General features: G+C 67.0%; 19 protein-coding genes and 1 pseudogene. 8 read left to right on the top strand and 12 right to left on the bottom strand.

What is annotated here, in order from left to right; all coding sequences use genetic code 11:
* Positions 1-78 precede the first annotated feature (78 nt).
* The 5 genes from ABN401_RS02670 to ABN401_RS02650 form a co-directional block, all read right to left on the bottom strand.
* A complete protein-coding gene (locus ABN401_RS02670; protein ID WP_349683292.1) occupies positions 79-3,300 on the bottom strand; it encodes an efflux RND transporter permease subunit in 3,222 nt (1,073 codons plus the stop codon).
* Between the two features lie 13 nt (positions 3,301-3,313).
* Entirely contained in the window at positions 3,314-4,534 is a 1,221-nt protein-coding gene (locus tag ABN401_RS02665) for an efflux RND transporter periplasmic adaptor subunit (RefSeq protein ID WP_349683291.1), read from the bottom strand.
* A complete protein-coding gene (locus ABN401_RS02660) occupies positions 4,531-5,784 on the bottom strand; it encodes a TolC family protein (RefSeq protein WP_349683290.1) in 1,254 nt (417 codons plus the stop codon). Before ABN401_RS02660 ends, ABN401_RS02665 begins: the two co-directional genes overlap by 4 nt.
* A 53-nt stretch (positions 5,785-5,837) precedes the next feature.
* Positions 5,838-6,182 carry a hypothetical protein gene (locus tag ABN401_RS02655; RefSeq protein WP_349683289.1) on the bottom strand — a complete coding sequence of 115 codons (345 nt, stop codon included), beginning with the start codon at positions 6,180-6,182 and terminating at the stop codon, positions 5,838-5,840.
* A gap of 182 nt (positions 6,183-6,364) precedes the next feature.
* On the bottom strand, positions 6,365-8,530 hold the full coding sequence (locus tag ABN401_RS02650; protein WP_349683288.1) for a heavy metal translocating P-type ATPase: 2,166 nt from the start codon (positions 8,528-8,530) through the stop codon (positions 6,365-6,367).
* A gap of 67 nt (positions 8,531-8,597) precedes the next feature.
* On the opposite strand from ABN401_RS02650, the gene ABN401_RS02645 reads away from it, so the two are divergent.
* Positions 8,598-9,017 carry a MerR family transcriptional regulator gene (locus ABN401_RS02645; RefSeq protein WP_349683287.1) on the top strand — a complete coding sequence of 140 codons (420 nt, stop codon included), beginning with the start codon at positions 8,598-8,600 and terminating at the stop codon, positions 9,015-9,017.
* Between the two features lie 39 nt (positions 9,018-9,056).
* Here the strand turns inward: ABN401_RS02645 and ABN401_RS02640 are convergent, their stop codons facing one another.
* The 6 genes from ABN401_RS02640 to ABN401_RS02615 all read right to left on the bottom strand — a co-directional run bounded on the left by ABN401_RS02640 (position 9,057) and on the right by ABN401_RS02615 (position 17,715).
* On the bottom strand, positions 9,057-10,379 hold the full coding sequence (locus ABN401_RS02640) for an MFS transporter (protein ID WP_349683286.1): 1,323 nt from the start codon (positions 10,377-10,379) through the stop codon (positions 9,057-9,059).
* Positions 10,380-10,462: 83 nt separating this feature from the next.
* Complete coding sequence (locus tag ABN401_RS02635; RefSeq protein WP_349683285.1) at positions 10,463-11,140, bottom strand: transmembrane anchor protein; 678 nt, start codon at positions 11,138-11,140, stop codon at positions 10,463-10,465.
* A 14-nt stretch (positions 11,141-11,154) separates the two neighbouring features.
* A complete protein-coding gene (locus ABN401_RS02630; protein ID WP_349683284.1) occupies positions 11,155-11,886 on the bottom strand; it encodes a HupE/UreJ family protein in 732 nt (243 codons plus the stop codon).
* Between the two features lie 50 nt (positions 11,887-11,936).
* Positions 11,937-15,125, bottom strand: a complete 3,189-nt coding sequence (locus ABN401_RS02625; RefSeq protein WP_349683283.1) for an efflux RND transporter permease subunit — start codon at positions 15,123-15,125, stop codon at positions 11,937-11,939.
* Positions 15,126-15,139: 14 nt separating this feature from the next.
* Positions 15,140-16,402: an efflux RND transporter periplasmic adaptor subunit gene (locus ABN401_RS02620; RefSeq protein WP_349683282.1), complete on the bottom strand. Its 1,263-nt coding sequence runs from the start codon at positions 16,400-16,402 to the stop codon at positions 15,140-15,142.
* On the bottom strand, positions 16,399-17,715 hold the full coding sequence (locus ABN401_RS02615) for a TolC family protein (protein WP_349683281.1): 1,317 nt from the start codon (positions 17,713-17,715) through the stop codon (positions 16,399-16,401). Before ABN401_RS02615 ends, ABN401_RS02620 begins: the two co-directional genes overlap by 4 nt.
* 610 nt (positions 17,716-18,325) lie before the next feature.
* Between ABN401_RS02615 and ABN401_RS02610 the strand changes: the two genes are divergently transcribed.
* From ABN401_RS02610 to ABN401_RS02600, 3 genes are all read left to right on the top strand, one after another.
* Positions 18,326-18,820 carry a DUF411 domain-containing protein gene (locus ABN401_RS02610; protein WP_349683280.1) on the top strand — a complete coding sequence of 165 codons (495 nt, stop codon included), beginning with the start codon at positions 18,326-18,328 and terminating at the stop codon, positions 18,818-18,820.
* A complete protein-coding gene (locus tag ABN401_RS02605; protein ID WP_349683279.1) occupies positions 18,817-19,161 on the top strand; it encodes a YnfA family protein in 345 nt (114 codons plus the stop codon). Before ABN401_RS02610 ends, ABN401_RS02605 begins: the two co-directional genes overlap by 4 nt.
* 131 nt (positions 19,162-19,292) lie before the next feature.
* On the top strand, positions 19,293-19,871 hold the full coding sequence (locus tag ABN401_RS02600; RefSeq protein ID WP_349683278.1) for a cation efflux transmembrane domain-containing protein: 579 nt from the start codon (positions 19,293-19,295) through the stop codon (positions 19,869-19,871).
* Here ABN401_RS02600 and ABN401_RS02595 read toward each other — a convergent pair.
* Positions 19,862-20,167: pseudogene (locus tag ABN401_RS02595) on the bottom strand (DUF1003 domain-containing protein); the annotation flags it as partial. The gene ABN401_RS02600 and the pseudogene ABN401_RS02595 overlap by 10 nt on opposite strands.
* 83 nt (positions 20,168-20,250) lie before the next feature.
* Between ABN401_RS02595 and ABN401_RS02590 the strand changes: the two are divergent.
* The 4 genes from ABN401_RS02590 (at position 20,251) to ABN401_RS02575 (ending at position 23,214) form a co-directional block, all read left to right on the top strand.
* Entirely contained in the window at positions 20,251-20,526 is a 276-nt protein-coding gene (locus tag ABN401_RS02590; protein WP_349683277.1) for a metal/formaldehyde-sensitive transcriptional repressor, read from the top strand.
* A gap of 8 nt (positions 20,527-20,534) precedes the next feature.
* A complete protein-coding gene (dmeF, locus tag ABN401_RS02585; protein ID WP_349683276.1) occupies positions 20,535-21,488 on the top strand; it encodes a CDF family Co(II)/Ni(II) efflux transporter DmeF in 954 nt (317 codons plus the stop codon).
* A gap of 213 nt (positions 21,489-21,701) precedes the next feature.
* Positions 21,702-22,307: a RadC family protein gene (gene radC / locus ABN401_RS02580; RefSeq protein WP_349683275.1), complete on the top strand. Its 606-nt coding sequence runs from the start codon at positions 21,702-21,704 to the stop codon at positions 22,305-22,307.
* A gap of 7 nt (positions 22,308-22,314) precedes the next feature.
* Positions 22,315-23,214: a DUF7146 domain-containing protein gene (locus tag ABN401_RS02575; RefSeq protein ID WP_349683274.1), complete on the top strand. Its 900-nt coding sequence runs from the start codon at positions 22,315-22,317 to the stop codon at positions 23,212-23,214.
* The last annotated feature ends 20 nt before the right edge of the window (positions 23,215-23,234 follow it).

Here is a 23,234-nt window from a genome sequence, read left to right as displayed (position 1 = left end):
CTCCGGAAGACGGTGCAAGGTTTTGGAGGTCAGGCGATGCATCGGGGCCGCGGGTCTGCCGCACCGATGCGATCAGTCTCAGTCCTCGATCCCCTCTGCGGCGCGGTGCTTGACGGCCTTTGCGGCGAAGGTCGGAAGCACGAGCAGCGTCAGGACGGTCGCGGTGATCAGTCCGCCGATCACCACGGTGGCGAGCGGCTTCTGGACTTCGGCGCCGGCGCCGTGGGCCAGGGCCATGGGGATGAAGCCGACGATGGCGACCAACGCCGTCGTCAGCACCGCCCGCAACCGGCTGTAGGCCCCCTGGATCGCGGCGACATCTGGGGCAAGCCCCTCCTGCAGCCGCTCTCGGATGGCCTGCATCAGCACCAGCCCGTTCAGGGTCGCGACCCCGGAGACGGCGATGAAACCCACCGCCGCCGAGACCGAGAACGGCATGCCACGCAACAGCAGCGCCAGCGCGCCGCCCACCAGCGCCAGCGGCACGCAGGCGAACACCAGCCCCGCCTCCGCGAACGAGCCCAGGGCCATGAACAGCAGGAGGCCGATCAGTACGAAGACGACCGGGATCACCAGTCCAAGCCGCTGTTCGGCGCGTTGCAGGTTCTCGAACTGACCGCCCCAGTCCAACCTGTAGCCAACCGGCAGGGCAATCTCCCCGACCGCCGACTGCGCTTCGGTGACGAAGCCGCCCAGATCGCGACCGCGCACATTGGCCTGAACCACCATGCGCCGGCTGCCGTTCTCGCGACTGATCTGGTTCGGGCCTTCGGCGGTCTGGATCCGCGCGACGGACGACAGCGGCACCACCACGCCCGAGGCCGAGAGGATCGGCAGGGCGGCCAGGGTCGCCGGATCGTTGCGGGCGGCGTCGGGCAGACGCACAACCACGTCGAAGCGTCGATCGCCCTCGAAGATGCGGCCCGCCTCCGTGCCGCCGATCGCGGTGGAAACCGCCTCGCTGACATCGGCCGCGGACAGGCCGTAGTTGGCCGCCGCGAACCGATCGACACTGATGGTCAGGGTCGGCAGGCCCGACGCCTGTTCGACCCGCACGTCGGCCGATCCCGGGGTTTCCCGAAGCCGGGCGGCAACCTGTTCTGCGGTGGCCTGCAGGGTCTCGAAGTCGTCGCCGTAGACCATGACGGCGAGATCCGTCCGCACCCCGGAGATTAGCTCGTTGAAGCGCAGTTCGATCGGCTGGCTGAACTCGAAGTTATTACCGATCTGCTGGCTGGCGACATCCTCGATCCGCTCGATCAGGTCTTCCTCGGACAGGTCCGGATCGGGCCAGGCCTCACGGTCCTTCAGGATGATGACCGCGTCTGAGATGTTCGGTGGCATCGGGTCCACCGCCGCCTCGGCCGTACCCGTCCGCGAGAAGACGGTCTCGACCTCGGGCTGGGCCACAATGGCGCGCTCCAGGGCCATCTGCATGGCCAGGGACTGCTCCAGCGAAGCGGACGGCACGCGCAGGGCCTGCATGGCGATGTCGCCCTCATCCAGGGTCGGGATGAACTCCCGGCCCAGGGACATGAACGACACCACCCCGATCCCCAGCGTCACGACGGCGGCGATCAGGACGGTCGTCGGGCGTCTGACCGCTTGGGCGATGGCGGGCTCGATGCCGCGACGCGCGAACCGCAGGATGCGGGTCTCGTGCTCGACGGCCTTGCCGTCCGGCCCCAGGTGCACGGTCTTGGGATCGCGAACCAGAAGTGCCGTCATGGCCGGCACGAAGGTGAAGGAGAAGATGAAGGCGCCGACCAGGGCCAGCATGACGGTCGCGCCCATGGGCACGAACGTCTTGCCTTCGACGCCTTCAAGCATCAGCAGAGGCGTGAAGACCAGCAGGATGATCAGCTGGCCGAAGGCGGCGGGTTTGACCATCTGGCCGGCGGCCTTCATGGCCACACCGAGACGTTCGTGGCGCGTCAGCCTGCGCCCAAGTTCGCCCCGTCTCTGGGTCAGCATCAAGAGGGTGTTCTCGATCACTACCACCCCGCCGTCGACCATCAGGCCGAAGTCGAGGGCGCCCAGGCTCATCAGGTTACCGCTGATCCCGAACCGGTTCATGCCGATGACGGCGAACAGGAAGCTGAGCGGAATCATCAGGGCCGTGATTCCGGCTGCGCGTAAATTCCCGAGCAGCAGGAACAGCACCACGATCACGAACAGGGCACCTTCGGTCAGGTTGCGCGCCACGGTCGTGATGGTCGAGTTGACCAGCTGGCTCCGGTCCAGGACCGGGGTGGCGACGATGCTGGGCGGCAGGGAGGTGCCGACCTCTTCCAGCCGCTCGGCCGCGGCCTGGGCCACGGTCCGACTGTTCTCGCCCGCCAGCATCAGGGCGGTGCCGAGGACCGCCTCATGCCCATCGCGGCTGCCCCCCCCCAGGCGCGGGGCCTGACCGATTTCGACGACGGCCACGTCACCGACGCGAACCACAAGGCCGCCACGGTTGACCACCGGGGACTGGGCCAGGTCGTCGATCGTCGTGGCCAGGGCGTCGGCGCGGACCACCAGGGCCTCGCCCGCGCGCTGGACATAGCCCGCGCCCGCCTGGGTATTGGCGCGATCGAGCGCCAGCACCAAATCGTCGAGGTCCAGCCCATAACGGGTCAGGGCCGAGGCGTCCGGACGGACGGCGTATTCCTTCACATAGCCGCCGTTGACGTCGATTCCCGCGAGACCTGGCGAGGTGCGCATCTGGGGCGCGATGATCCAATCCTGGACCGTGCGCAGATAGGTGGCGCGCTGTTCGGGCGTCGTCAGACGTTCGCCTTCGGGCGTCAGATAGGCACCGTCGACCTGGAAGCCGGGCTTACCGGTCGCCACCGTGGTGCTGGGGCTGAACGGCAGATAGTCGACCGTCCACATCAGGACCTCGCCCAGACCGGTCGTAATCGCGGACAGGCCGGGCTCGACTCCTTCGGGCAGGTTCTCGGCGGCCTGGCGCATCCGTTCCGAGACCTGCTGGCGGGCGAAATAGATGTCCGTCTGGTCGGTGAAAATGACGGTGATCTGGCTGAAGCCGTTGCGCGACAGCGAGCGGGTGCTCTGCAGTCCCGGAATGCCGGCCATGGCCGTCTCCAGCGGATAGGTGACCTGTCTTTCGATCTGTTCGGGCGCCAGGGCGGGCGCGACGGTGGTGATCTGCACCTGACGGTTGGTGATGTCGGGGACGGCGTCGATCGGCAATTTGGTCAGTTCGAACAGACCGAAGGCGGCGACGATCGCCACGGCCATGACGACGAACCAGCGAAAGCGGACAGAGGCGTCGATGAGAGCTTTGAACATGATCTGTCGCTCCCTAGTGGCCATGCTCGGCTTCGCCCTTGGCGAGCTCCGCCTTGAGCAGGAAGGCATTGGTCCCCGCGATACGTTCGGCGCCGGTCAGGCCCCGCACGATCTCGGTCCGGCCCCCGGCTGCGCGACCCACAAGGACTGGGACGGCTCGGAAGCCGGTGTCGGTGCGGACGAAGACGACCGAAGCCCCTTCCACGGTCTGGACGGCATCCGTGGGCACGGTGACACCGCCGACCGTATCCCCGGTGACGACCGTACCCGTGATGGCCGATCCCGACGGGGGCAGGACGCCGCCGGTCGAACGCGCGCGTATGACGGTCGCCCCGCCGTCGACCCCGCCGCCTCCGGCCGCGACACCTGTCACGACGCCGGTGACGTCGCCGGACGACGTCTGAACCTGGATCGTGCTGCCGGCCCGGACCTGGGCGGCCAGGGCGGGCGCGGCGTTGAACACCATCTCAATGCGGGCGGGATTAGTGACTTCGGCGATGACGCTGCCCTGGCTGGCGAAGCCGCCGGGGCCGACCTGGACGATGGTCACAACCCCCGAGATGGGGCTGACGACATTCAACCGGCCCGAGGCGTTGGGAGAACCGGCCGCCGAGGATCGGGCACGGGCAGCACGGGCCGCGGCCTCGGCACTGAGCGACTGAGCGCGTGAGGTCTCGACGTCCTGACGCGCGACGACGCCCTGGCTCTCCAGATTGCGATCGCGCTCATGGGCCCGCCGGGCAGCATCCGCCGAGGCGGCAGCGGCATCGGCGTCAGCTCGGAAGGTGGCCGCCTCGCCGCTGACCAGAATGGCCAGCGATTGGCCGGCGCGAACCGATTGTCCGGGAGCGACCAGGACGCGTTCGACGCGACCTCCGACGGAGGCCGCCACGGCGGCGCGGGCATCGATCATCGGTTCGACGCGACCTGACAACCGAGTCTCGCCTCCGCCGCCGCCGCTGGCGGACACCAGGGTGATGCCGACCGCCTGAATTTGAGCCGCCGTCAGTTCCACGACACCCTCTTCGCCGCCGCCCTCTTGGGCAGCGCCTTCCTCGCCCTCGGTGTGGCCAGCCTCGCCCTCGGTATGCTCATCCTCCGCGGACGCTTCGGGGACTGCAGCGGGCACTGCCCCGGGGCGCTCGCTAAAGAGCCAGAGTCCGCCGCCCAACAGGACGGCGGCGGCGACCCCGCCCAGCAGCCAAGTTTTGTTTAGTCCGGATTTGCGCGTCATTGAGCGGCTCCAAAGGGGGCGCGGCCGTCGAGGCGCGCGAGATCGATTTCAGCCCGCACGCGGGCCAGTCGGGCATCGAGGGCAGCGTTGCGGGCGGCGATCAGCGCCGCGCGTGAACTCCGCAGCTCCAGCTGGGAGATGCGTCCCGCCTCCGCGCCTATGCGCGACAGGCGATAGGCCTCCTCGGCCGAGCTCACCCCGGTGTCGGTCGCCGACACGCGACTGGCGGCGGAACCAAGCCGGGCGCGGGCGGCGACCCGATCGGCCTCGGCCTCTTGGCGGACACCGCGCAGCCGGGCGTCGGCGGCGCGGAAGTCGGCCTGGGCCGCCTCCACATTCCCCCGATTTCGGTCGAACAGCGGCAACGGGACGCTGAGCCCAAAGGTCAGGGCCGTGGCGTCCTCGGCCTCGAAGCGGCGGACCCCTATCGAGGCCCGCACATCGGGTCGGGCGCGAATACGCTCGACGGCGATCCGCCGGTCGGCCGCCTCGCGTTCGGCCTCGGCGACCAGAACCGCCGGTGCGGCGGAGGTCTCCGCCGCGACAGGGGTCGGCATTCTGTCCAGCAGGGTGTCCCCGATCGAGGTCACCGGCTGAACCAGCATGGCGAAGCCCGTGAGGCGCGCGAAGGCGGCGTCGCGCTCGGCCTGGGCCTCGTCGAGCCGGGCCCGCGCCGCGGCGGCCTCCGTCTGTCCTTCAATGCCACGCAGGAGCGGTTCACGCCCTTCTTCCACCAAAGCCAGAGCGGCTCGGGTATCGGCAAGCGTCAGGGTCAGGGCTTCGGTCGCCAGCCCGAAGCGACGATCCGCCGCCTCAGCCTCGGCATAGTAAAGTGCCAACCGTCCGGCTGCGTCCGCCGCAACGAGTGTTGAGCGTCGAGAGGCGGTGGCGGCCTCCGCGCGCGCCACGTCGACGCGGGCACCCCGTCGCCCCCACAGTTCCAGGTCGGTCGACAGGTTCAGAGAGGTCTCGGCGTTCTTGTAGCCCTCGAACGGACCGCTGCCGAAAGCGTTTTCGGCTTCCAGGCCCAGGACGGGGTTGGGGCGGACGTGGGCCTGACGCACGCGCGCCTCGGCGGCATCGAGCAGAGCGCCGGCTTCGGCGATCAAGGGGGTGTCGGACAGGCGCGCAACCAGCGCGTCATAGTCGGGAGCCGGATCGGCCCAGGCCGGTCCGCTCAGCGCGGCCGTGAGGGCCGCGACAGCGCAGCCGACCGCGAAACGCGGCGGCCTACGGAATGAGGAAGGCATTGTGGGTATCCCATGAGGTTTGACGAGAAGACGCGCGATCGCGCGAAGTCAGGTCAGACCCTGGGAGGGCGCTCCGGGCCCGCGGGAACGCGGGACGACAGGAGATCATCCCCGATTATGGCGCGCGAACGCCCTTCAAGCCACGCCGAGGTGTCCAACTCCTGCGTGCCGCCCAAGGGCGTACTGACGTGATGGCAATGGCCATGGCTGCAGACGCCGTGCGCTGAGCCGATATCTTCGCCTTCGCCCGTATCGCCCTCCATCACCTGTGCGGCATGGGTCGGTTCGAGTTCGGTGGAACAGGCCACGGCATCGATCGAGGGCACAAGCACCAGCACCGCCACGAACAACGCGATAAGCGCCGTCACGATTCGATGCCTGGCCAGGATTGAGCCCATTCCGCCCCTTAGCATGCTTATCTTAACGATCAATGGCGGCAGGGTCGCAGGCCCCTTGCGGCACGCGGTTCTGTGCGGATTTCGGGTGCCGTCGAGCTGATCGCCAGACCCGGACCAGGGTGACGGCTGCGGCGACTGCGAAAACGCAAACGGTGTGATCCGGAGGTGTTTCGACACGTGGATCATCCCTTTCGGGGCTTCCAACCCAGCAGGCGCATGGCATTGGCGGTGACGAGCACGGTCGCGCCGGTATCCGCCAGAATGGCAGGCCACAGGCCGGTGACGCCAACGATGGTCGTCACCAGGAACACCGCCTTGAGGCCCAGAGACATCGCAATGTTCTGATGAATGTTGCGCATAACCGCCCCGGACAGGGTGATCATGTCGGGAATGTCCTGGACGCGGCCGTGAAGGACGGCAGCGTCGGCGGTCTCGAGCGCCACGTCGGTCCCTCCGCCCATCGCGATGCCGACATCGGCCTGGGCGAGCGCGGGCGCGTCGTTGATGCCGTCGCCGATCTTGGCGACGACGAAGCCCTCGGCCTGCAGGCCCTTGACGATGCGCAGCTTGTCCTCGGGCAAGAGTTCCGCGCGCGCCTCGATGTCGAGACTGGCGGCGACCGCCTCGGCCGTGCGCCGATTGTCCCCCGTCAGCATGACCGTCCGAATGCCGCGCGACTTGAGAGTGGCCAAGCCCGACTTGGCGTCGGGTCGGGCTTCGTCCCGCATGGCGATGAAGCCGACGGTTTCGCCTCCCGCCACGATGACCGACACGGTCTTGCCCTCGTCGTTCAGAACCGCGATCGCTGCGTCCTGCGCCTCGGATCGGGGCGCGCGCCCGATCGCCGCCTGGGGCGAACCCAGAAAGATCCGCTCACCAGAGACAAGGCCCTCGACGCCCTCGCCGGCCGCGGCCCTCGTGTCCGTGGCGGCCGGCGCGCGAATGCCGTCGGTCCGGGCGCGTGACAGGATGGCCAGGGCCAGAGGGTGGCTGGAGCCGGCCTCGAGAGCGGCGGCCAATACCAGGAGCGCGGCCTGGTCACGCGTTCCCGCGACGATGTCCGTGACGACGGGTTTTCCAGCGGTCAGTGTTCCGGTCTTGTCGAAGGCGATGGCCGTGATTTTTCCAAGCGTCTCGAGCACCGCTCCGCCCTTCATCAACAGTCCACGCCGGGCACCGGACGAAAGGCCTGCGGCGATGGCAGCCGGGGTGGAGATCACCAGGGCGCAGGGACAGCCGATCAGGAGGACAGCCAGGCCCTTGTAGATCCAGCCGCTCCAGTCGCCGCCGAACAGCAAGGGTGGTACGACAGCGACCAAGGCAGCGACCACGAGGACGGCGGGGGTGTAGACCCTTGAAAACCGCTCAATGAAGCGTTCGGTCGGGGATTTGGATTCCTGGGCTTCCTCCACCAGCCGAACGACGCGCGCGATGGTGTTGTCGGCGGCAGCCGCCGTCACCCGGACCCGCAGGACGCTGTCTCCGTTGATGGTGCCGGCGAAGACCGGATCGCCCGTCGTCTTGCGCTTGGGCACGCTCTCTCCGGTGACCGGGGCCTCGTCGATCTCGCCCGAGCCTTCGACGATTTCCCCGTCGGCCGGAAGCCGGTCTCCGGGGCGCACCAGAATGATCGCGGCGATGGCCAGCGTTTCGGCGGGAACCTCCGTTGTCTCTCCATCCACTTCGAGAAGAGCGGTCTTGGGCACGAGGGTAGCCAGCCCCTGGATACTCTTGCGCGCGCGACCGGCAGCGACGCCTTCCAGCATCTCGCCCACAAGGAACAACAGGACGACGGCGGCGGCCTCCTGTTCGGCACCGATGAAGACCGCACCAACCGCGGCGATCGTCATCAGCATCTCGATGCTGAAGGGGCTGCCGTAGCGCGCCGCCGAGATCGCGCGTCTCGCGATCGGTATCAGACCGACGGCCAAGGCGATCAGAAAAGCATAGCGTTCGATCGCCGGGAAGGCAGCCCCCAAGCCATAGGCGGCGAGGAGCGCCAATCCGCACAAAGCCGTCAGCCGGGCCTTCTTCGTCCACCACCACGGCTGGCCGTCGTCGCCGGGCTCGGCATCCGATGGCGCGTGACGCTCAGTGCTCGGAGCGTCCTGCCTCGTGCTCGCGGGCACCACTGGCGAGCCGTCGTAGCCGAGGTCGCGCAACTGCTTCAGGACGAGGTCATCGCTCAGGCCGCCGCTGTGACAAACCTTCAGCAGGCCGGACTGGACGCCGATCGTGACGTCGTCGACACCCGCCAATCTGCGCAGGGCTGTGTCGATCTTTCGGCCACAGCTCGGGCAATCCATGCCGCTGACGCGATACCGGCTCTCGGTCGTTTGCACTGGCATCGCCTGCTCCTTGTCCTGAAGACCTGCCGACGCTACTTCCTCTAGCTACTAGAGGAGCAAGAGCAAAATGAGCCAGGGCGTCACGATCGGAGCGGCCTCCAGGGCCTGTGGGATCAAGGTCCCGACGATCCGCTACTATGAACAGATCGCGCTGCTGCCCTCCCCGCTGCGCACCGACGGTAATCGTCGGCTTTACGAACAGAGCGACTTGAGGCGGCTTCGCTTCATCCGTCATGCACGCGAGTTGGGGTTCGAGATCGAGCCTATCCGCGAGTTGTTGGCTTTGGCCGGCGAACCGGGCGGATCATGTGAGAGCGCCGACAGCATCGCCCGCTCTCACCTCGCCGCCATCGATCACAGGATCGCCCGGCTGACAGCCCTGCGGGCGGAGGTGGCCCGGATGGCGGAGTGTCCGCACGGCTCGGCCAGGGAGTGCAGGGTCATCGAGGTGCTCGGCGATCACGCCGAATGCCTTGCCGAACACTGAGTTCGGTTCTGAAGCATCGCCGCGCCCGCTTTCTCAGAATCAGGCTCGTGGCCAGCGGTCATGTCGCTCATCGATCACGAAGGGATGAGCGTGAGCGGCCTCGGCACCCCCAGCCGCTCCGTCCGCCAGATGCGGATCGTCCGCTGCCAGCTCGGGATGGCTATGCGCCACGGTCTCAGGGTCCCGCGCCGGCCAGATCAACAGACCGAGCACTGCGCCCGTCGCGCACAGCGCCGCCAGAACCAGAAAGGCCGCAGCAGGATCGGCCTCCGCGCTGACCAGCCCCGCAACCGGATAAGCGATCAGCCAGCAGGCGTGGGACAGGGCGAATTGGGCGGCGAACAGAGCCGGTCGATCCTGGGCCGTTGATGACCGCCGTAAGGCTCGCCCCGCCGGGGTGATGGTCAATGAATACCCAAAGCCCATGATCACCCACAGACCGATCAGGACCGGATAGCTGACGGCGACCCAGGCTCCCGCCAGGAGGACCGATGTCATCACACCGGCCCCCAGTACCATGGCGGTACGATCCGACACCCGGCTGAGGAGGCGCGGCAGGACGACGGCCGCGGTCATCGACCCACCGCCGAAGGCCGCCAGCGCCCAGGCGGTCGCCTGTTGCGACAGGCCGAACTGCGACTGGACGAGGACGACAGTGTTGACGAACACCATGGCCCCACCCGCCGCCGTGGCCAGGCTGATAGCGAGGAGCCCGCGCAGACGCGGCGTGAGCGCGAACAGCCGCAAGCCTCCGGTCAGCCGCTGGATGAAGGGTTTGGGCTGGAGTCTGCTCAGTACCGGCAGGCTGGCCCCGACCACGAACAGGGCCGAGACGACAAAGCCCAGGGCCGTGCCGACGAACAGGTTGTTGTAGCTGATGAAGGCCAGCAGCAGCGCCGCCAGCACCGGGCTGGCCACGCTCTCCAGATCGGCGGCCAGCCGCGAGAGCGACAGGGCCTTGGTGTATTCCGCCTCGTCGGGCAACAGGTCCGGGATCATCGCCTGGAACGCCGGGGTGAAGGCGGCGGACGCGACATAAAGCACGGTCATCAGCCCGTAGACCTGCCACGGCTCGGTGACGAAGGGCAGGCTGACGGCGACCCCCGCCCGCACAACATCCAGCGAGACCAGCAGGGTCTTTCGCGGCAGCCGCGCCGACAGGGCGCTGGCGAACGGGGCCACGCCGATATAGGCGATCATCTTGATCGCCAGCGCCGCCCCCAGCACCTGGCCCGCGTCCGCCCCCGCGAGATCAAAGGCCAGCAGACCCAGGGCGACGGTGGCCATTCCGGTCCCGAGCAGGGCGGCGACCTGGGCCGTGAACAGGTTGCGGTAACCAGCGTGGCGAAGCGGCGAAAACATCTGCATCTCTCCTGAGGGGCGCCGCGTCGGCCGAACCTGCCCCGTCGTCGGTTCCGATCGGACCGACGACGGGGCGGGATCGGTCAGACGACCCGCTTGACTTCGCTGTAGGCGCCTTCGGTGATCAGGGTGATGGTCACCGGCGCGCCCGTGCGGTTGCGCCAGAACCAGCCGTGACTGCCGGTGAAGACCGCCGTCAACGTGTCCTCGACCCGCTGCTCCGAGCCCTTGGCATAGCCGTGGTAGGAGGTTCCCGGCCGGTCGGCATGGGTGTCGTAGTTGACCCGACCACCGCTGCTGGACCAGCTGTAGCGGACCGTGGCCCCCTCCTCCATCACCAGCTTGATCTCTGCGCCCTGATCGGGTGCCAATGTCAAAACCGTCCGGTCCGACCGCGTCGCGGCCTGGGCCGCGGTGGCTACCGGAGCCGCGCCGGGAGCTGCGGTCGCAGGCGCGGTCGCATCCGCCGTCGGGGCGAGCGAGGTCGTCTCTGTCGCGGGTGCCGGAGCCGCAGCCGCGGTCGCTGCGCTGGCCTCCGCTGCCTCCTCGGCCTGAGCCTCAGCGGCGAGCAAGACCTTGATCCGGCCCATCTCGGTCAGGCCGAACACCGAGCCGACGCGGGTCGGATCGACCCCGTATTCAGCGGGCATGACGATCGTGACCAGCAGGCCGGCGGCGATGACCGCGGCGATGCCCGTCGACTTCAGCAGCTTGGCGGTCGAGGGCAGTTCGGAGGCGGTGGGCTTGTTGGCGTTGTACATGGGTCAGTCTCCGATCAGAGGACGAAATAGCCGACGAGCTGATAGCCCGTCAGAACGAAACCGAGGGTCATCAGGACGACGTTGGCGACATAGGCATGCCGCCAGAAACTGCCGGTCTTCCGCCAGAACCCCATGGCGATCAGGATGGCGCCCAGGGCCAGGAGCTGGCCTATCTCGACGCCGATGTTGAAGGCGACCAGATTCACGAACAGGCCGTCCGGGGCCATGTTGAAGTCCTGCAGCTTGGTCGCCAGGCCAAAGCCGTGGAACAGGCCGAACACCAGGGTCGAGACCTTGGTGTTGGGCTGGACCCCGAACCAGCGCTGGAAGGCCCCGAGATTGTCCAAGGCCTTGTAGACCACCGACAGTCCGATGATGGCATCGACCAGATAGCTGGACACGCTGACATCCATCAGGACGCCCAGCAGAAGCGTCGTGGAGTGGCCGATGGCGAACATCGTCACATAGATCGAGATATCCTTCATCCGGTAGAGGAAGAAGATCACGCCGAACAGGAACAGCAGATGGTCGTATCCGGTGACCATATGTTTGGCCCCCAGATAGACGAATGGCCAGAACACGATCCCGGACGTTTCCTGGATGTAGCCCTTGTCGCCGTCGGCGACACCGTGGGCGAGGGCTTGGGCGGTGACGCCGTCGATCAGAAAGAACAGCAGAACGGCGAGCAGCGCCGTGGCAGGAGATCTGAGCCACGACCAGGGGTCGGGGCGGTAAGCCACTGTCATGGGGACCTTTCCAGAAGTTGGGTCTGCAGGGAGGAATGAGGGGGACCGGGTCATCGGCCCCCCCGCCTGGGTCGGAACGGGAGATGATCCAGCCAGGCCGGACGCGGCTGGTCGCTGGACCGATCGCGGCCATGCACCAGGCTGTAGAGCGCGGGCAGGACCAGCAGGGTCAGGATCGTGGAGGAGAGGATCCCGCCGATCACGACCGTGGCCAGCGGGCGCTGGACCTCGGCGCCGGCTCCGACGTTGAGCGCCATCGGCACGAAGCCGAGGCTGGCGACCAGGGCGGTCATCAGCACCGGGCGCAGGCGGGTCAAAGCCCCCTCGCGGATGGCCTCGGCAACGGGCTTGCCCTCCTCGATCAAGCCCCTGATGAAGCTGACCATGACGACACCGTTCAGCACGGCCACGCCGGACAGGGCGATGAAGCCCACGCCCGCCGAGATCGACAGCGGCAGGTCCCGCATCATCAAGGCCGCGACGCCCCCGGTCAGCGCCAGGGGCACGCCGGAGAAGACGATGGCCGAGTCCTTCCAAGAGCGGAACAACGCGTACAGCAGACCGAAGATCAGCAGCAGCACCGCCGGCACGACGACCTGAAGCCGCTTGGCCGCCGAGATCAGCTGTTCGAATGTGCCGCCATAGGTGACCCAGTATCCGGCAGGCACCTCGACATCGGTTTCGATCCTGTCCTGGACCTCGCCGATGAACGAACCCAGATCGCGGTCCCGGACGTTGGAGGTGACCACGATCCGTCGCTTGCCGTCCTCGCGGCTGATCTGGTTGGGACCGACCGTGAGGGCGATGGTGGCGACCTCGGCCAGGGGCACGAACTGACGCGGCTGGCCTTCGTTCGCCGGCAGGGGCACCTGCAGGCGACCAATCGCGTCGGTATTGGACCGGATGTCCTCGGGCAGACGGACGACGACGTCGAACCGCCGGTCGCCCTCGAAGATCTGCCCCGCGGTCGTGCCGCCCATCGAAGTGGAGATGACCGACTGGACGTCGTTCACGCTTAAGCCCAGCCGGGCCATGGCCGTCCGGTCCGGCGTGATCTGCAGCACCGGCAGACCCGTGACCTGTTCGGTCTGCGGATCGGCCGAGCCTTCGACGCTCGCCACGATAGTCTCGATCTCGGCACCGAGCCTCAGCAGTTCGTCCAGATCGTCGCCGAAGATCTTGATGGCGACGTCGGCACGTACGCCTGAGAGCAGTTCGTTGAACCGCATCTGGATCGGCTGGGTGAACTCGTATTTGCTGCCGGGAACCTCGTTCACCGCCGCTTCCATCTCATCGACCAGCTGGCCGCGGGATTTGCGGGGATCAGGCCATTCCTTGCGATCCTTCAGCATGATGAAGGTGTCGGCGACCGAAGGCGGCACCGGATCGGTGGCCACCTCGGCGGTGCCGATCTTGGCGACGACCCGCTCAACCTCGGGAAACTCGGCGATGCGGGCCTCCAGCGCGGTCTGCATCTGGATGGCCTGGCTCAGGCTGGTGCCGGGAATGCGCAGCGCGTGCATGGCGATGTCGCCCTCGTCCAGGTTCGGGATGAACTCCGACCCCATCCGCGACGCCCCGAAGCCGGCGAGCGCCACCAGGAAGACACCCACGCCGATCATCAGGAACCGGGTCTTCAGTGCGAAATCGAGCGCCGGCTGATAGCCGACGCGCGCCCAGCGCATCAGGAAGCTGTCCTTTTCCTCGACCTTGCCGGTGACGAACATCGCCACCGCTGCTGGCACGAAGGTCAGCGACAGGACCAGGGCCGCCGTCAGGGCGATGACCACGGTGATCGCCATCGGGTGGAAGGTCTTTCCCTCCACGCCGGTCAGGGCAAAGATCGGCACATAGACCAGGGTGATGATCATCACCCCGAACAGGGACGGCCGGATCACCTCGCTGGAGGCCGTGGCCGCCAGTTCGAAGCGTTCCTCCCGGGTCAGCACGCGACCCAGCCGATGCTGGGCCTCGCCGAAGCGGCGCAGGCAGTTCTCGACGATGATGACGGCCCCGTCGACGATCAGCCCGAAGTCGAGCGCGCCGAGACTCATCAGATTGCCCGAGGTGCCGGTCCGCACCATGCCGGTGATGGTCATCAGCATGGTCACGGGAATGACCGCCGCCGTGATCAGAGCGGCGCGGATGTTGCCCAGCAGCAGGAACAGCACGACGATGACCAGCAGCGCGCCTTCCAGCAGGTTCTTCTCGACCGTATGGATGGCGCGTTCGACCAGGTCCGTCCGGTCATAGACCGGCGAGGCGGTCACGCCGTTGGGAAGGGCGCGCGCGGCTTCCTCCAGGCTCACGGCTGCGGCCTGGGCTACGACGCGGCTGTTCTCGCCGGCCAGCATCAGCACGGTGGCCAGAACGGTCTCCTTGCCGTCCTCGGTCGCCGCTCCGGTCCGCAGTTCCTCGCCCATGCCGACATCGGCAACATCGGCGATGCGGATCGGCACGCCGCCGCGCGTGGCGATGACGACATTGCCCAGGTCCTCTGTGGTCGAGGCCTGTCCCGGCACGCGGATCAGATACTGTTCGCCATAGCGTTCGACATAGCCGGCACCGACGTTGGCGTTATTGTTGCCAAGGGCCTCCACCACCTCGGCCATGGTCACACCATAGGCCGAGAGCCGGTCGGGGTTCGGGGTGACGTGATATTGGCGCTCAAAGCCCCCGATGGTGTTGACCTCGGTGACGCCCTTGGTGTTGCGCAGCTGGGGCCGGATCACCCAGTCCTGTAGCGTGCGCAAGTCTTCGGTCGTGTAGGGCTGGCCGTCCGGGCGGCGGGCGCCGGGTTCGGCCTCGATCGTGTACATGAAGATTTCGCCCAGGCCAGTGGCGATAGGGCCCATCTCCGGGGAAATCCCAGGCGGCAGCTGGCCCAGCGCACCTTGCAGGCGCTCATTGACCAGCTGGCGCGCAAAATAGATGTCGGTCCCGTCCTCGAAGACGACGGTGACCTGGCTCAGCCCATAGCGGGAGACCGACCGTGTATACTGCAGACCCGGCACCCCAGCCACGGCCGTCTCGACCGGAAAGGTGATGCGTTGTTCGGCCTCGAGCGGCGAATAGCCAGGGGCTTCGGTGTTGATCTGGATCTGGACGTTGGTGATGTCTGGCGTGGCGTCGATCGGCAGGCGCTGGAAACTCCAGACACCGACCGCGCAGGCCAGCAGGACCAGCGCCATAACCCCCCAGCGGAAGCGGATCGACAGCGCGATGATGCGTTCAAGCATGGTGTGCGCGCCCCCTAGTGGTCATGGCTCGCGCCGGACTTGTCGATGTCCGCGCGAATGAGGAAGGCGCCGTCGACGACGTATTCGGTGCCGGGTTCGAGCCCGCCCAGCACCTCGGTCCATTCGTCGGTGCGGCGACCCAGGTCGAGCATCCGCACCTCATAGGTATTGCCGACCTTGGCGTAGACGACCTGGAAGTCGCGGAAGGGCATGATGGCCTTGGTTTGGACCGCGAGCGGCACCTCGCCCTGCCCCACCTGCACTATGCCTTGGACCCCCAGTCCCGGCCGCCAGACCCCGCCCATATAGGCCAGATCGACATGGGCGATCAGGGTCTGGCTCATCGGATCGGTGCCGGGCAGGATAGTTTCGATCACGCCGTTGAACCGGTGATCTCCGGCCAGGCTGGTGACCTCGACCCGCTGTCCGGCACGAACACGCTCGGCGTCGCGCGGATAGAGCGAGAACTCGGCGTGAAGACGCGTGGGGTCGCCGATCACCAGCATCGGCTCGCCATTGCCGGTGATCTCGCCGGGGACCGCGTTCTTCTCCATGATGACGCCCGAGATCGGCGCGGTGACCGAGTAGGTCTGAAGACTTTCGCTGGACTCGACCCAGGCGAGGACCTGCCCCCGCGAAACCCGCTGACCCAATTCGGCGTTCAATGCCATGATCCGGCCCGGATAACGGGCGTGGACCTCGCTCTGGCCCTCCGGCGTGATCTCGACCCGACCACTCAACGGTAGGCTCTCGCCCAGTACCGCGCCACCGGCACGCTCGGTCGTCACGCCGCCGGCCTGTGCGGCGGCGGCCGTGATGATCGTGCGCCCCTCATAGGACGGGTAGCTCCAGGTCGATCGCTTGCCCGCATGAGTCGCCGCCACCGAAACGTCGAACGAATGCGGCTCCGCCACGACGGTCGGACTGGTCAGATAATCCTCGGCCGCCGTGAAGACGAACCGGTCCACCGAAGGCCCCAGGCGGGTCAGGGCAATGGACGCCTGGACCTGACGCGGATCGACAGGCTTGTCCTTCAAATAGGGGTAGAGCCGATAGAGCGGTTCCGGACCTTCCTCAAAGATCGTGATCTCCAGAGCGAAGTCGCCGTCGCGCAACATCCGCCCATTGTGCGGCCCTCGCTCATAGTCTGCGGCGGCAGCGGCGGCAGCCTCGGGGCTCAGCTTTTCCGGCGCGCCCTCGCCGCAACCGGCGACGGCCAGGGCCAGGGTCAGCAGCGGCGCGGCCAGGCCTCGCCGTGCGGTCGGATAGCGGATCATGGTTGCATCTCCAGGCCGGTCAGGCCGCCATGCGCGCCGGTCAGCCGGTCAAGGCGGGCGCGCTCGATATGAAAGGATCTCAGAACCGCCACTCGCCGCGCCCGCGTCTGCAAAAGCGCGGTCTGGGCCTGGATGACGTCGTTGTAGGTGAAGCCGCCGCGAGCGAAGCCTTCACGGACGAGAACCACGGCACGCTCGGCCTGGGGCAGGGTCTCCTCGCCGATGCGCCGGGCCTCGCTGGCCTTGGCGGCCAGCAGGACCTGGAGCCGGGCGATCTCCCGGTCCCGTTCGATCCGCAGGGCGGACAGATCAGCCTCGGCCGCGATCCGTTCGGCCTGGGCGCGTTCGATTGCCCCCTCGTTGCGATCATATCGGCCGAGCGGGATGGAGCCGCCGACCACGAAGGCGAGCGCGTCTTCGTTCCACAGATGCCTCACCCCCACGCTGACCGAGGCGTCCGGCACGGCGCGGGCTCGTTCCACGGCGACCTGTGAGGTCGCGATGTCGCGTTGGGCCGCGATCGCCGTCTCATCGATGATCGTGGGATCACCGGCTGGACGACGCGCCGCGCTGGTGTCGGTGAAATCCTCGTCGTGTAGTACGAAGTCGGCCGGTCCCATCCAGAAGCTGGCGAGAGTGGCCCGCCCGAGACGCGCCGCGATCTCGGCCTGATCGAAATCGATCTGGGCCTGGGCCAGTTCGGACTCGGCCCGGGCTCCCGCGAACAGGGGGTCGCGTGCAGCGTTTACGCGGCGCTGGACCTCGGTCTGGAACCGTTCGGCCAGATCGAGTCGTTCTCGCGCGATCACGACCTCGGCCTGTGCGGCCAAGGCTTCTGCCCAGGCGGTCTGAACCTGTTCGAGCCGGTCTAGCCGTCGGACCTGCGCCGTGGCGCCGACCAGCACACCCTCGCTGCGCGCCAGGGAAACGCGGGCATCCCGGTCGCCGCCCCGCTCGATCGGCTGCTCGTAGGTCAGGGTCGTCTCGGAACGGTCGATCAGGCCGATGCCACCGACACCACCGATATTCTCAGCGACCAACCCCAGGGTCGGATTGCGCCGGACGTCGGCCTGGCGCACCCCCGCTTCAGCAGCGCGCATCCGGGCAGCCGTACCCGCGAGGGCAGGATCGGCCGAGGCCGCAAGGGCGAGAGCCTCTTCGAGGGTCAGAGAGCGAGCGGCTGCGTCAGCCGACGGTGGGGTCTGTGCCATGGCGAAGGACGGCGGCATGGCGGCCGCCAGAATGAGCGCGAGGACCGTGACGGTCGGTGTACGCGCCCGCGATCCGGCAAAGCCGGACAATGGGGTCTGCAAGGGATATCTCCAAAAACGAAATGGCGCGCGCGGCCGGCTGGCCGCGTCGGATCAAAGGATCGCGCCTGTCCGTTTCGGGGGGTATTCGGGCCCGTCGAGCCCGACGTCTTCCAAGGGTGGGCTTCGCCCGAGGCTGTGCTCCGAGACACGGACCAGCTGCAGCGGCCCAGCCACGCTCAGGGCTGGCGTGGTCGATGGCTTTTCGACGCCGCTGTGGTGATGTCCGGTCGGCTGTCCGTCCTGGTCTTGGTCCGGTGCATCGGGTGTGGTTTCGGTCGGCGCCACATGCATGTGAGCATGCCCGTGGTCGTCGCTCGCCACCATGGCGACGGGAGGCCAGCCGGCCGAATGTCCGACCTCATGCTGAGCCTGAGCGGACGCGTGCAAGGTCAGCGCCGCCACCAAAGCGACGCATAGCGAGACGCAGAATGTCCGAATCGATGGCGGCAAGGGAACTCCTGAGGCTCACGTATCCCGCCTCAGGGCAAACTTCAACACGAGTGGCCCCCGCGTACGACGCTGCGACATCCTCGCTTCCCACTAAAGATCGGCGAACCTCGACGACGAAGACCATAGGCGCGATAGGTGGTGTCGAACGGAGCCTACCGACTTGTCCCTCTCGCCCGCCCCCCAGCTCGCGCCCTCCCGTCGGTCTTTTGTCCGGGCCTTGCCGGGTCTGGCCCTGGCGTCATCGGTCTTGGCTTCGCCGGTCCTTGCGGCCCAGGCGGTTCAGGCCATCACCGTCTACAAGACGCCTTGGTGCGGCTGCTGCGGGGCCTGGGTCCAGCATTTGACGGCGGCCGGATGGACGGCGACGGTGCGCGAGTTGGAAGACCTTGCCCCCATTCGCCGCCGCTACGGCGTGCCCGACGCCCTGGCGTCCTGTCACACTGGAGTTGTGGGGTCCTATGCGATCGAGGGACATGTGCCGGCCGAGGACGTGGCCCGACTGGTCCGCGAGCGCCCCAACGCCTTCGGTCTGTCGGTGCCGGGCATGCCGGCGGGATCCCCGGGGATGCCAGCCCCGGCCGACCGGGTCCAGGGGTTCCAGACCCTGCTGATCCTCAAAAACGGTGCCACCCGCGTGTTCGCCAGCCACGGATGACGCCCGCCACGATCTCGCCGGCGACGCTAGCAGTCTATCTCGGTGCGGCGCTCGCCGAGATCGCAGGCTGCTACGCCTTCTGGGCCTGGATTCGCCTGGGCAGGTCGGTGGCGTGGATCGTTCCGGGGTTGGCATGCTTGGCGGTGTTCGCCTGGTTGCTGACCCTTGTGGAGGTCGAAGCCGCGGGACGTGCCTATGCCGCCTACGGCGGCGTCTATATCCTGTCGTCTCTTCTTTGGCTCTGGCTGGTCGAGGGCAGCCGCCCCGACCGATGGGATGTCAGTGGGGCTATGCTGTGCCTGATCGGTGCAGGCGTCATCCTGTTCGCTCCGCGTCCTTGATCAAACCGGGCTAAACTGCTCATCCTCGCGTTCGTCATCAGAACCGGTTCGCAGCGAGAGGGCTTGGCGGAGGAGATGGCACTTGAACCCCTCGGAACTGGGTAGATCGCGTGAGGTCAACCGGTTACCAGATGGACCTGCGCCAGACCGTTTGGTTGGTTGCCTTCCTGAACCTCTCCTATTTCGGGGTCGAGTTCACGGTCGCGCGGGCCATTGGGTCGGTCTCCCTTTTCGCGGACTCCGTCGACTTTCTTGAGGACGCAGCGATCAACCTGTTGATCGGCATGACGCTTATGGCTTCGGCGACGGTTCGGGCACGGGTCGGTCGATGCCTGGCCATTTTGATCCTGATCCCGGGACTGGCGACGATCTGGACGGCTTGGAGCCAGTTTCAGGCGCCGTCCCCTCCGCAGCCGATTTTGCTTTCGGTGACCGGACCGGGGGCCTTAGCAGTCAACCTCGCCTGCGCCCTTTTGCTCACACGGTTCCGCGCCAGCCGGGGCAGTCTGACGCGCGCCGCCTTCCTGTCCGCCCGCAATGATGCTCTGGCCAATGTGGCGATCGTCGCCGCCGGCCTCGTGACCGCCTTCCTTTGGCGTTCCGCTTGGCCGGACCTGATTGTCGGCCTGGCGATCGCAGCGCTAAACGCCGATGCGGCGCGGGATGTCTGGAGGGCCGCAGAACGAGAGGCGGACGTGCATCAGGCCTGACCTTGGGGCGTTTCGGCCGCGACGCCGTCTTTGCGCAACAGAGTCTTCAACAGCTCGATCTGCTCCTGCTGTTTGCTGATCAAGGTCTGGATTTGACTGTCACGCATCTGATCCAGTTTTTCATGCAGGGCCATGATCTCGATCTCCGCCTTCAGGTTGACCTCATAGTCATGTGAGGCATCCAGCCGATCTTTCGTAGCCTGCCGGTTCTGACTCATCATGATGATCGGGGCCTGGATCGCAGCGAGCATCGACAACAACAGGTTCAGGAAAATGAAGGGATAGGGATCGAAGGCGTGCCGACCAAGGGTGAGATTCAGGATCGCTCACTCCGCCACCCCCTACCTTCATCACGAAATATACTATAGAGGAGTATTGTATGGCACACGTCGCAGGCAACAAGAAGAAGCTCACCACCCGCGTCCGCCGGATCAGCGGCCAGCTGGCGGCGATCGAGCGGTCGATCGAGACCGAGGCGGATTGCTCGCAAATTCTGCAACAGGTGGCGGCCGCGCGAGGGGCCATGAGCGGTCTGCTTGAAGAACTGATCGAGGACCACCTTCATCAGCATGTGGCTCGATCCGATTTGACGGATGAGGAGCGCGAGACCGGGGCCGCCGAAATGCTCGTCATCATCCGCCGCTATTCCCGATAGGTTCGACAATGACGACCGCCGACCCGCATCTCCACACCCATGACCACAATTTTCTGGGTTCCACCCACGACGACAATGCGCGTCGCACCCTGTGGGTGGTGGCACTGACCACATTCATGATGGTCGGCGAGATCGTCGCAGGCACCGTCTACGGCTCGATGGCGCTGCTGGCCGACGGCTTCCACATGGCAACGCACGCCGGAGCGCTCGCGGTCGCCGCGGGAGCATATGCCTTCGCGCGAAGATACGCGACCGATCCGCGATTCAGCTTCGGCACCGGCAAGGTCGGCGACCTAGCAGGCTTTGCCTCGGCCCTGGTCCTCGGCATCGTCTCCATCGCGATCGCGGTCGAGTCGGTCATGCGCCTGCTCAAGCCCGAGGCGGTTGATTTCGGCCCGGCCGCGACGGTGGCCGTGATCGGCCTAGCCGTGAACGTCGTCAGCGCGATCCTTTTGTCAGGCGGTCATCATCACGGGCCCGGACATGGTCACGGGCACGAGCATCATCACGACGATGATCACCATGTCGGGCATGGCCATGCGGCCCATAAGGACAACAATCTGCGTGCTGCCTATATGCACGTCCTGGCCGACGCCCTGACCTCGGTGCTGGCGATCTTGGCGCTGCTCGCCGGATTGTTCCTCGGTTGGTCGTGGCTTGACCCTGCCATGGGTATCGTCGGAGCCATCGTGATCGCCCGTTGGTCCTGGAGCCTGATGCGCGACACCGCGGCCGTCCTGCTCGATACGACCGACGCGCACCTCAGTGAGGAAGTCCGCGATTGCATCGAAGGACCAGGCGACGCTCGTATCGTTGATCTGCACGTCTGGAGAGTCGGTCCTGAGGCTTATGCCGCCATCGTCAGCGTCTCGGGGAACGTCGTCGCCGACGTGGTCCGGGCTCGCTTGGTCCCTGTGCACGAGCTTGCGCACATCACTGTGGAATGCAGGACCTCGGCATAGCGGTACGTTCGCCAGGATCATCAAGATCGATTTCTGGTTATCCGGCCACCGCGGCGTCGATGGAGGGAGAGAGTGAGGGCGGCGGCTGGCGCTCCGACGGGGAGCGGAAGCCAGGAGGCCGCCGTGACGCAGATTTCAGCCCATGCCCATCCGATCCGACCAGCACGATCGACTGCCGCTTCAGACGGGCCAGACCCCTCCAGTCTGGAACGGATGTCAGACCACGATCTGCTGTGTCTGCTGCTCGGTCGAAGCGTTTCCGCTCCTATCGCAGGACGGGTGGCCGCCGACCTGCTGGGACAGTTTGGGGACCTGGGCGGCATCGCCGCCGCTGACGGGCCCGAGCTTGGACGCGTGGACGGCGTCGGGGCGGCAGCGATCATGGACCTCAAACTTCTCCGCCAGCTGAGTGTGCGTTTGGCACGCAGCGCCGTCTGCGCCCGGCCGGTGTTGAGCTCCTGGCACGCACTTCTCGACTATGCTCGGATCGCCCTGGCCCATCTGCCCCGGGAACAGTTCCGCGCCCTCTTCCTCGACCGGCGCAATATCCTGATGCGCGACGAGCTGGTCGCAGACGGGTCCGTCGACCATGCGCCCGTCTATCCCCGCGAGGTCATACGGCGCGCGCTGGAGCTTTCGGCGTCGGCGCTCATTCTGGTCCATAACCATCCCTCGGGCGACCCCACGCCCTCTCAGGCAGACATTACGGTCACGCGCCAGATCATCGAGGCGGCCAAGGTGTTCGGCCTTCACGTGCATGATCACGTCATCGTCGGGCGGGAAGGCACAGCGAGCTTTCGTACCCTCGGTCTGATCTGAGCGCGTCATGTCCTTGCACGCCATCGTCACCGCCCTGGGCGGCGATCTTTATCAGGGTGGCCATCGCGCCAATGTGCCGGCCCCTGGGCACAGCCCCCATGACCGTTCCGTCTCCTTGCTGCTTTCGGACGGACGGCTGGTGATCCACGGCTTCGGAGCCACCGATTGGCGCGCCATGCGCGACGATCTGCGTCGACGCGGCTTCATTGACGACGGCGGGCGGTTGACGGGCAGTGGCCATGCCGGATCGACTTGGCCCAGGCCCGATCGTCTGGCCCGGCTCGAAGCCGCCGCCCACCTTTGGGAGAGCGCTGTGCCCATCGGCGTGACCAGCGCGGCGGCACGACACATCCGGTCTCGGTCAGTGACCGGCGGGATAGCGTCGTCGAACCTTCGACATCATTCACATGCGCCGACGTCCGTCTATCGGTCCGGCGGTGCCCACCGCCCTGCCCTCATTGCCCGGATCAGCGACGACGCCGATCGGCTGACTGGCGTCGAACTCACCTATCTGCTTCCCAACGGCTGTCGGGCGACCGAGCTCAGAGTGTCGCGCAAGACCGTGGGACACGTGCCGCCCGGCGCTGCCGTCCGCCTCTGGCCGCCTGACCGAGAGATGCTGGTCGCCGAAGGCGTGTTCACCACCCTTTCGGCGATCGAGCGCTTCCAGTTGCCCGGCTGGGCGCTTTTGGCGGCGAACAATCTGGCACGCTGGACACCGCCGTCCTGCGTGCGGCGCGTGCTCATCGCCGCCGATCGGGGTCTTGTCGGGCAGGACCGGGGCTGGCGGCTGCACCGGCGACTGGTCGATCTCGGCCTCCGCGCGGAGGTGGTGTGGCCCGACGCCCCGTTCGACGACTGGAACGCGGTCGCGATGGCGCAAGCAAAGGCGGAGCGAGGGCGCTGAGGGACGCCGGAGCGGCGGGG

The organism is Brevundimonas aurifodinae, assembly GCF_040195595.1.
Classification (GTDB): Bacteria; Pseudomonadota; Alphaproteobacteria; order Caulobacterales; family Caulobacteraceae; genus Brevundimonas; species Brevundimonas aurifodinae.
The sequence above is the reverse complement of the archived record's forward strand: the minus strand, read 5'-3'. Positions and strand labels throughout refer to the sequence as shown.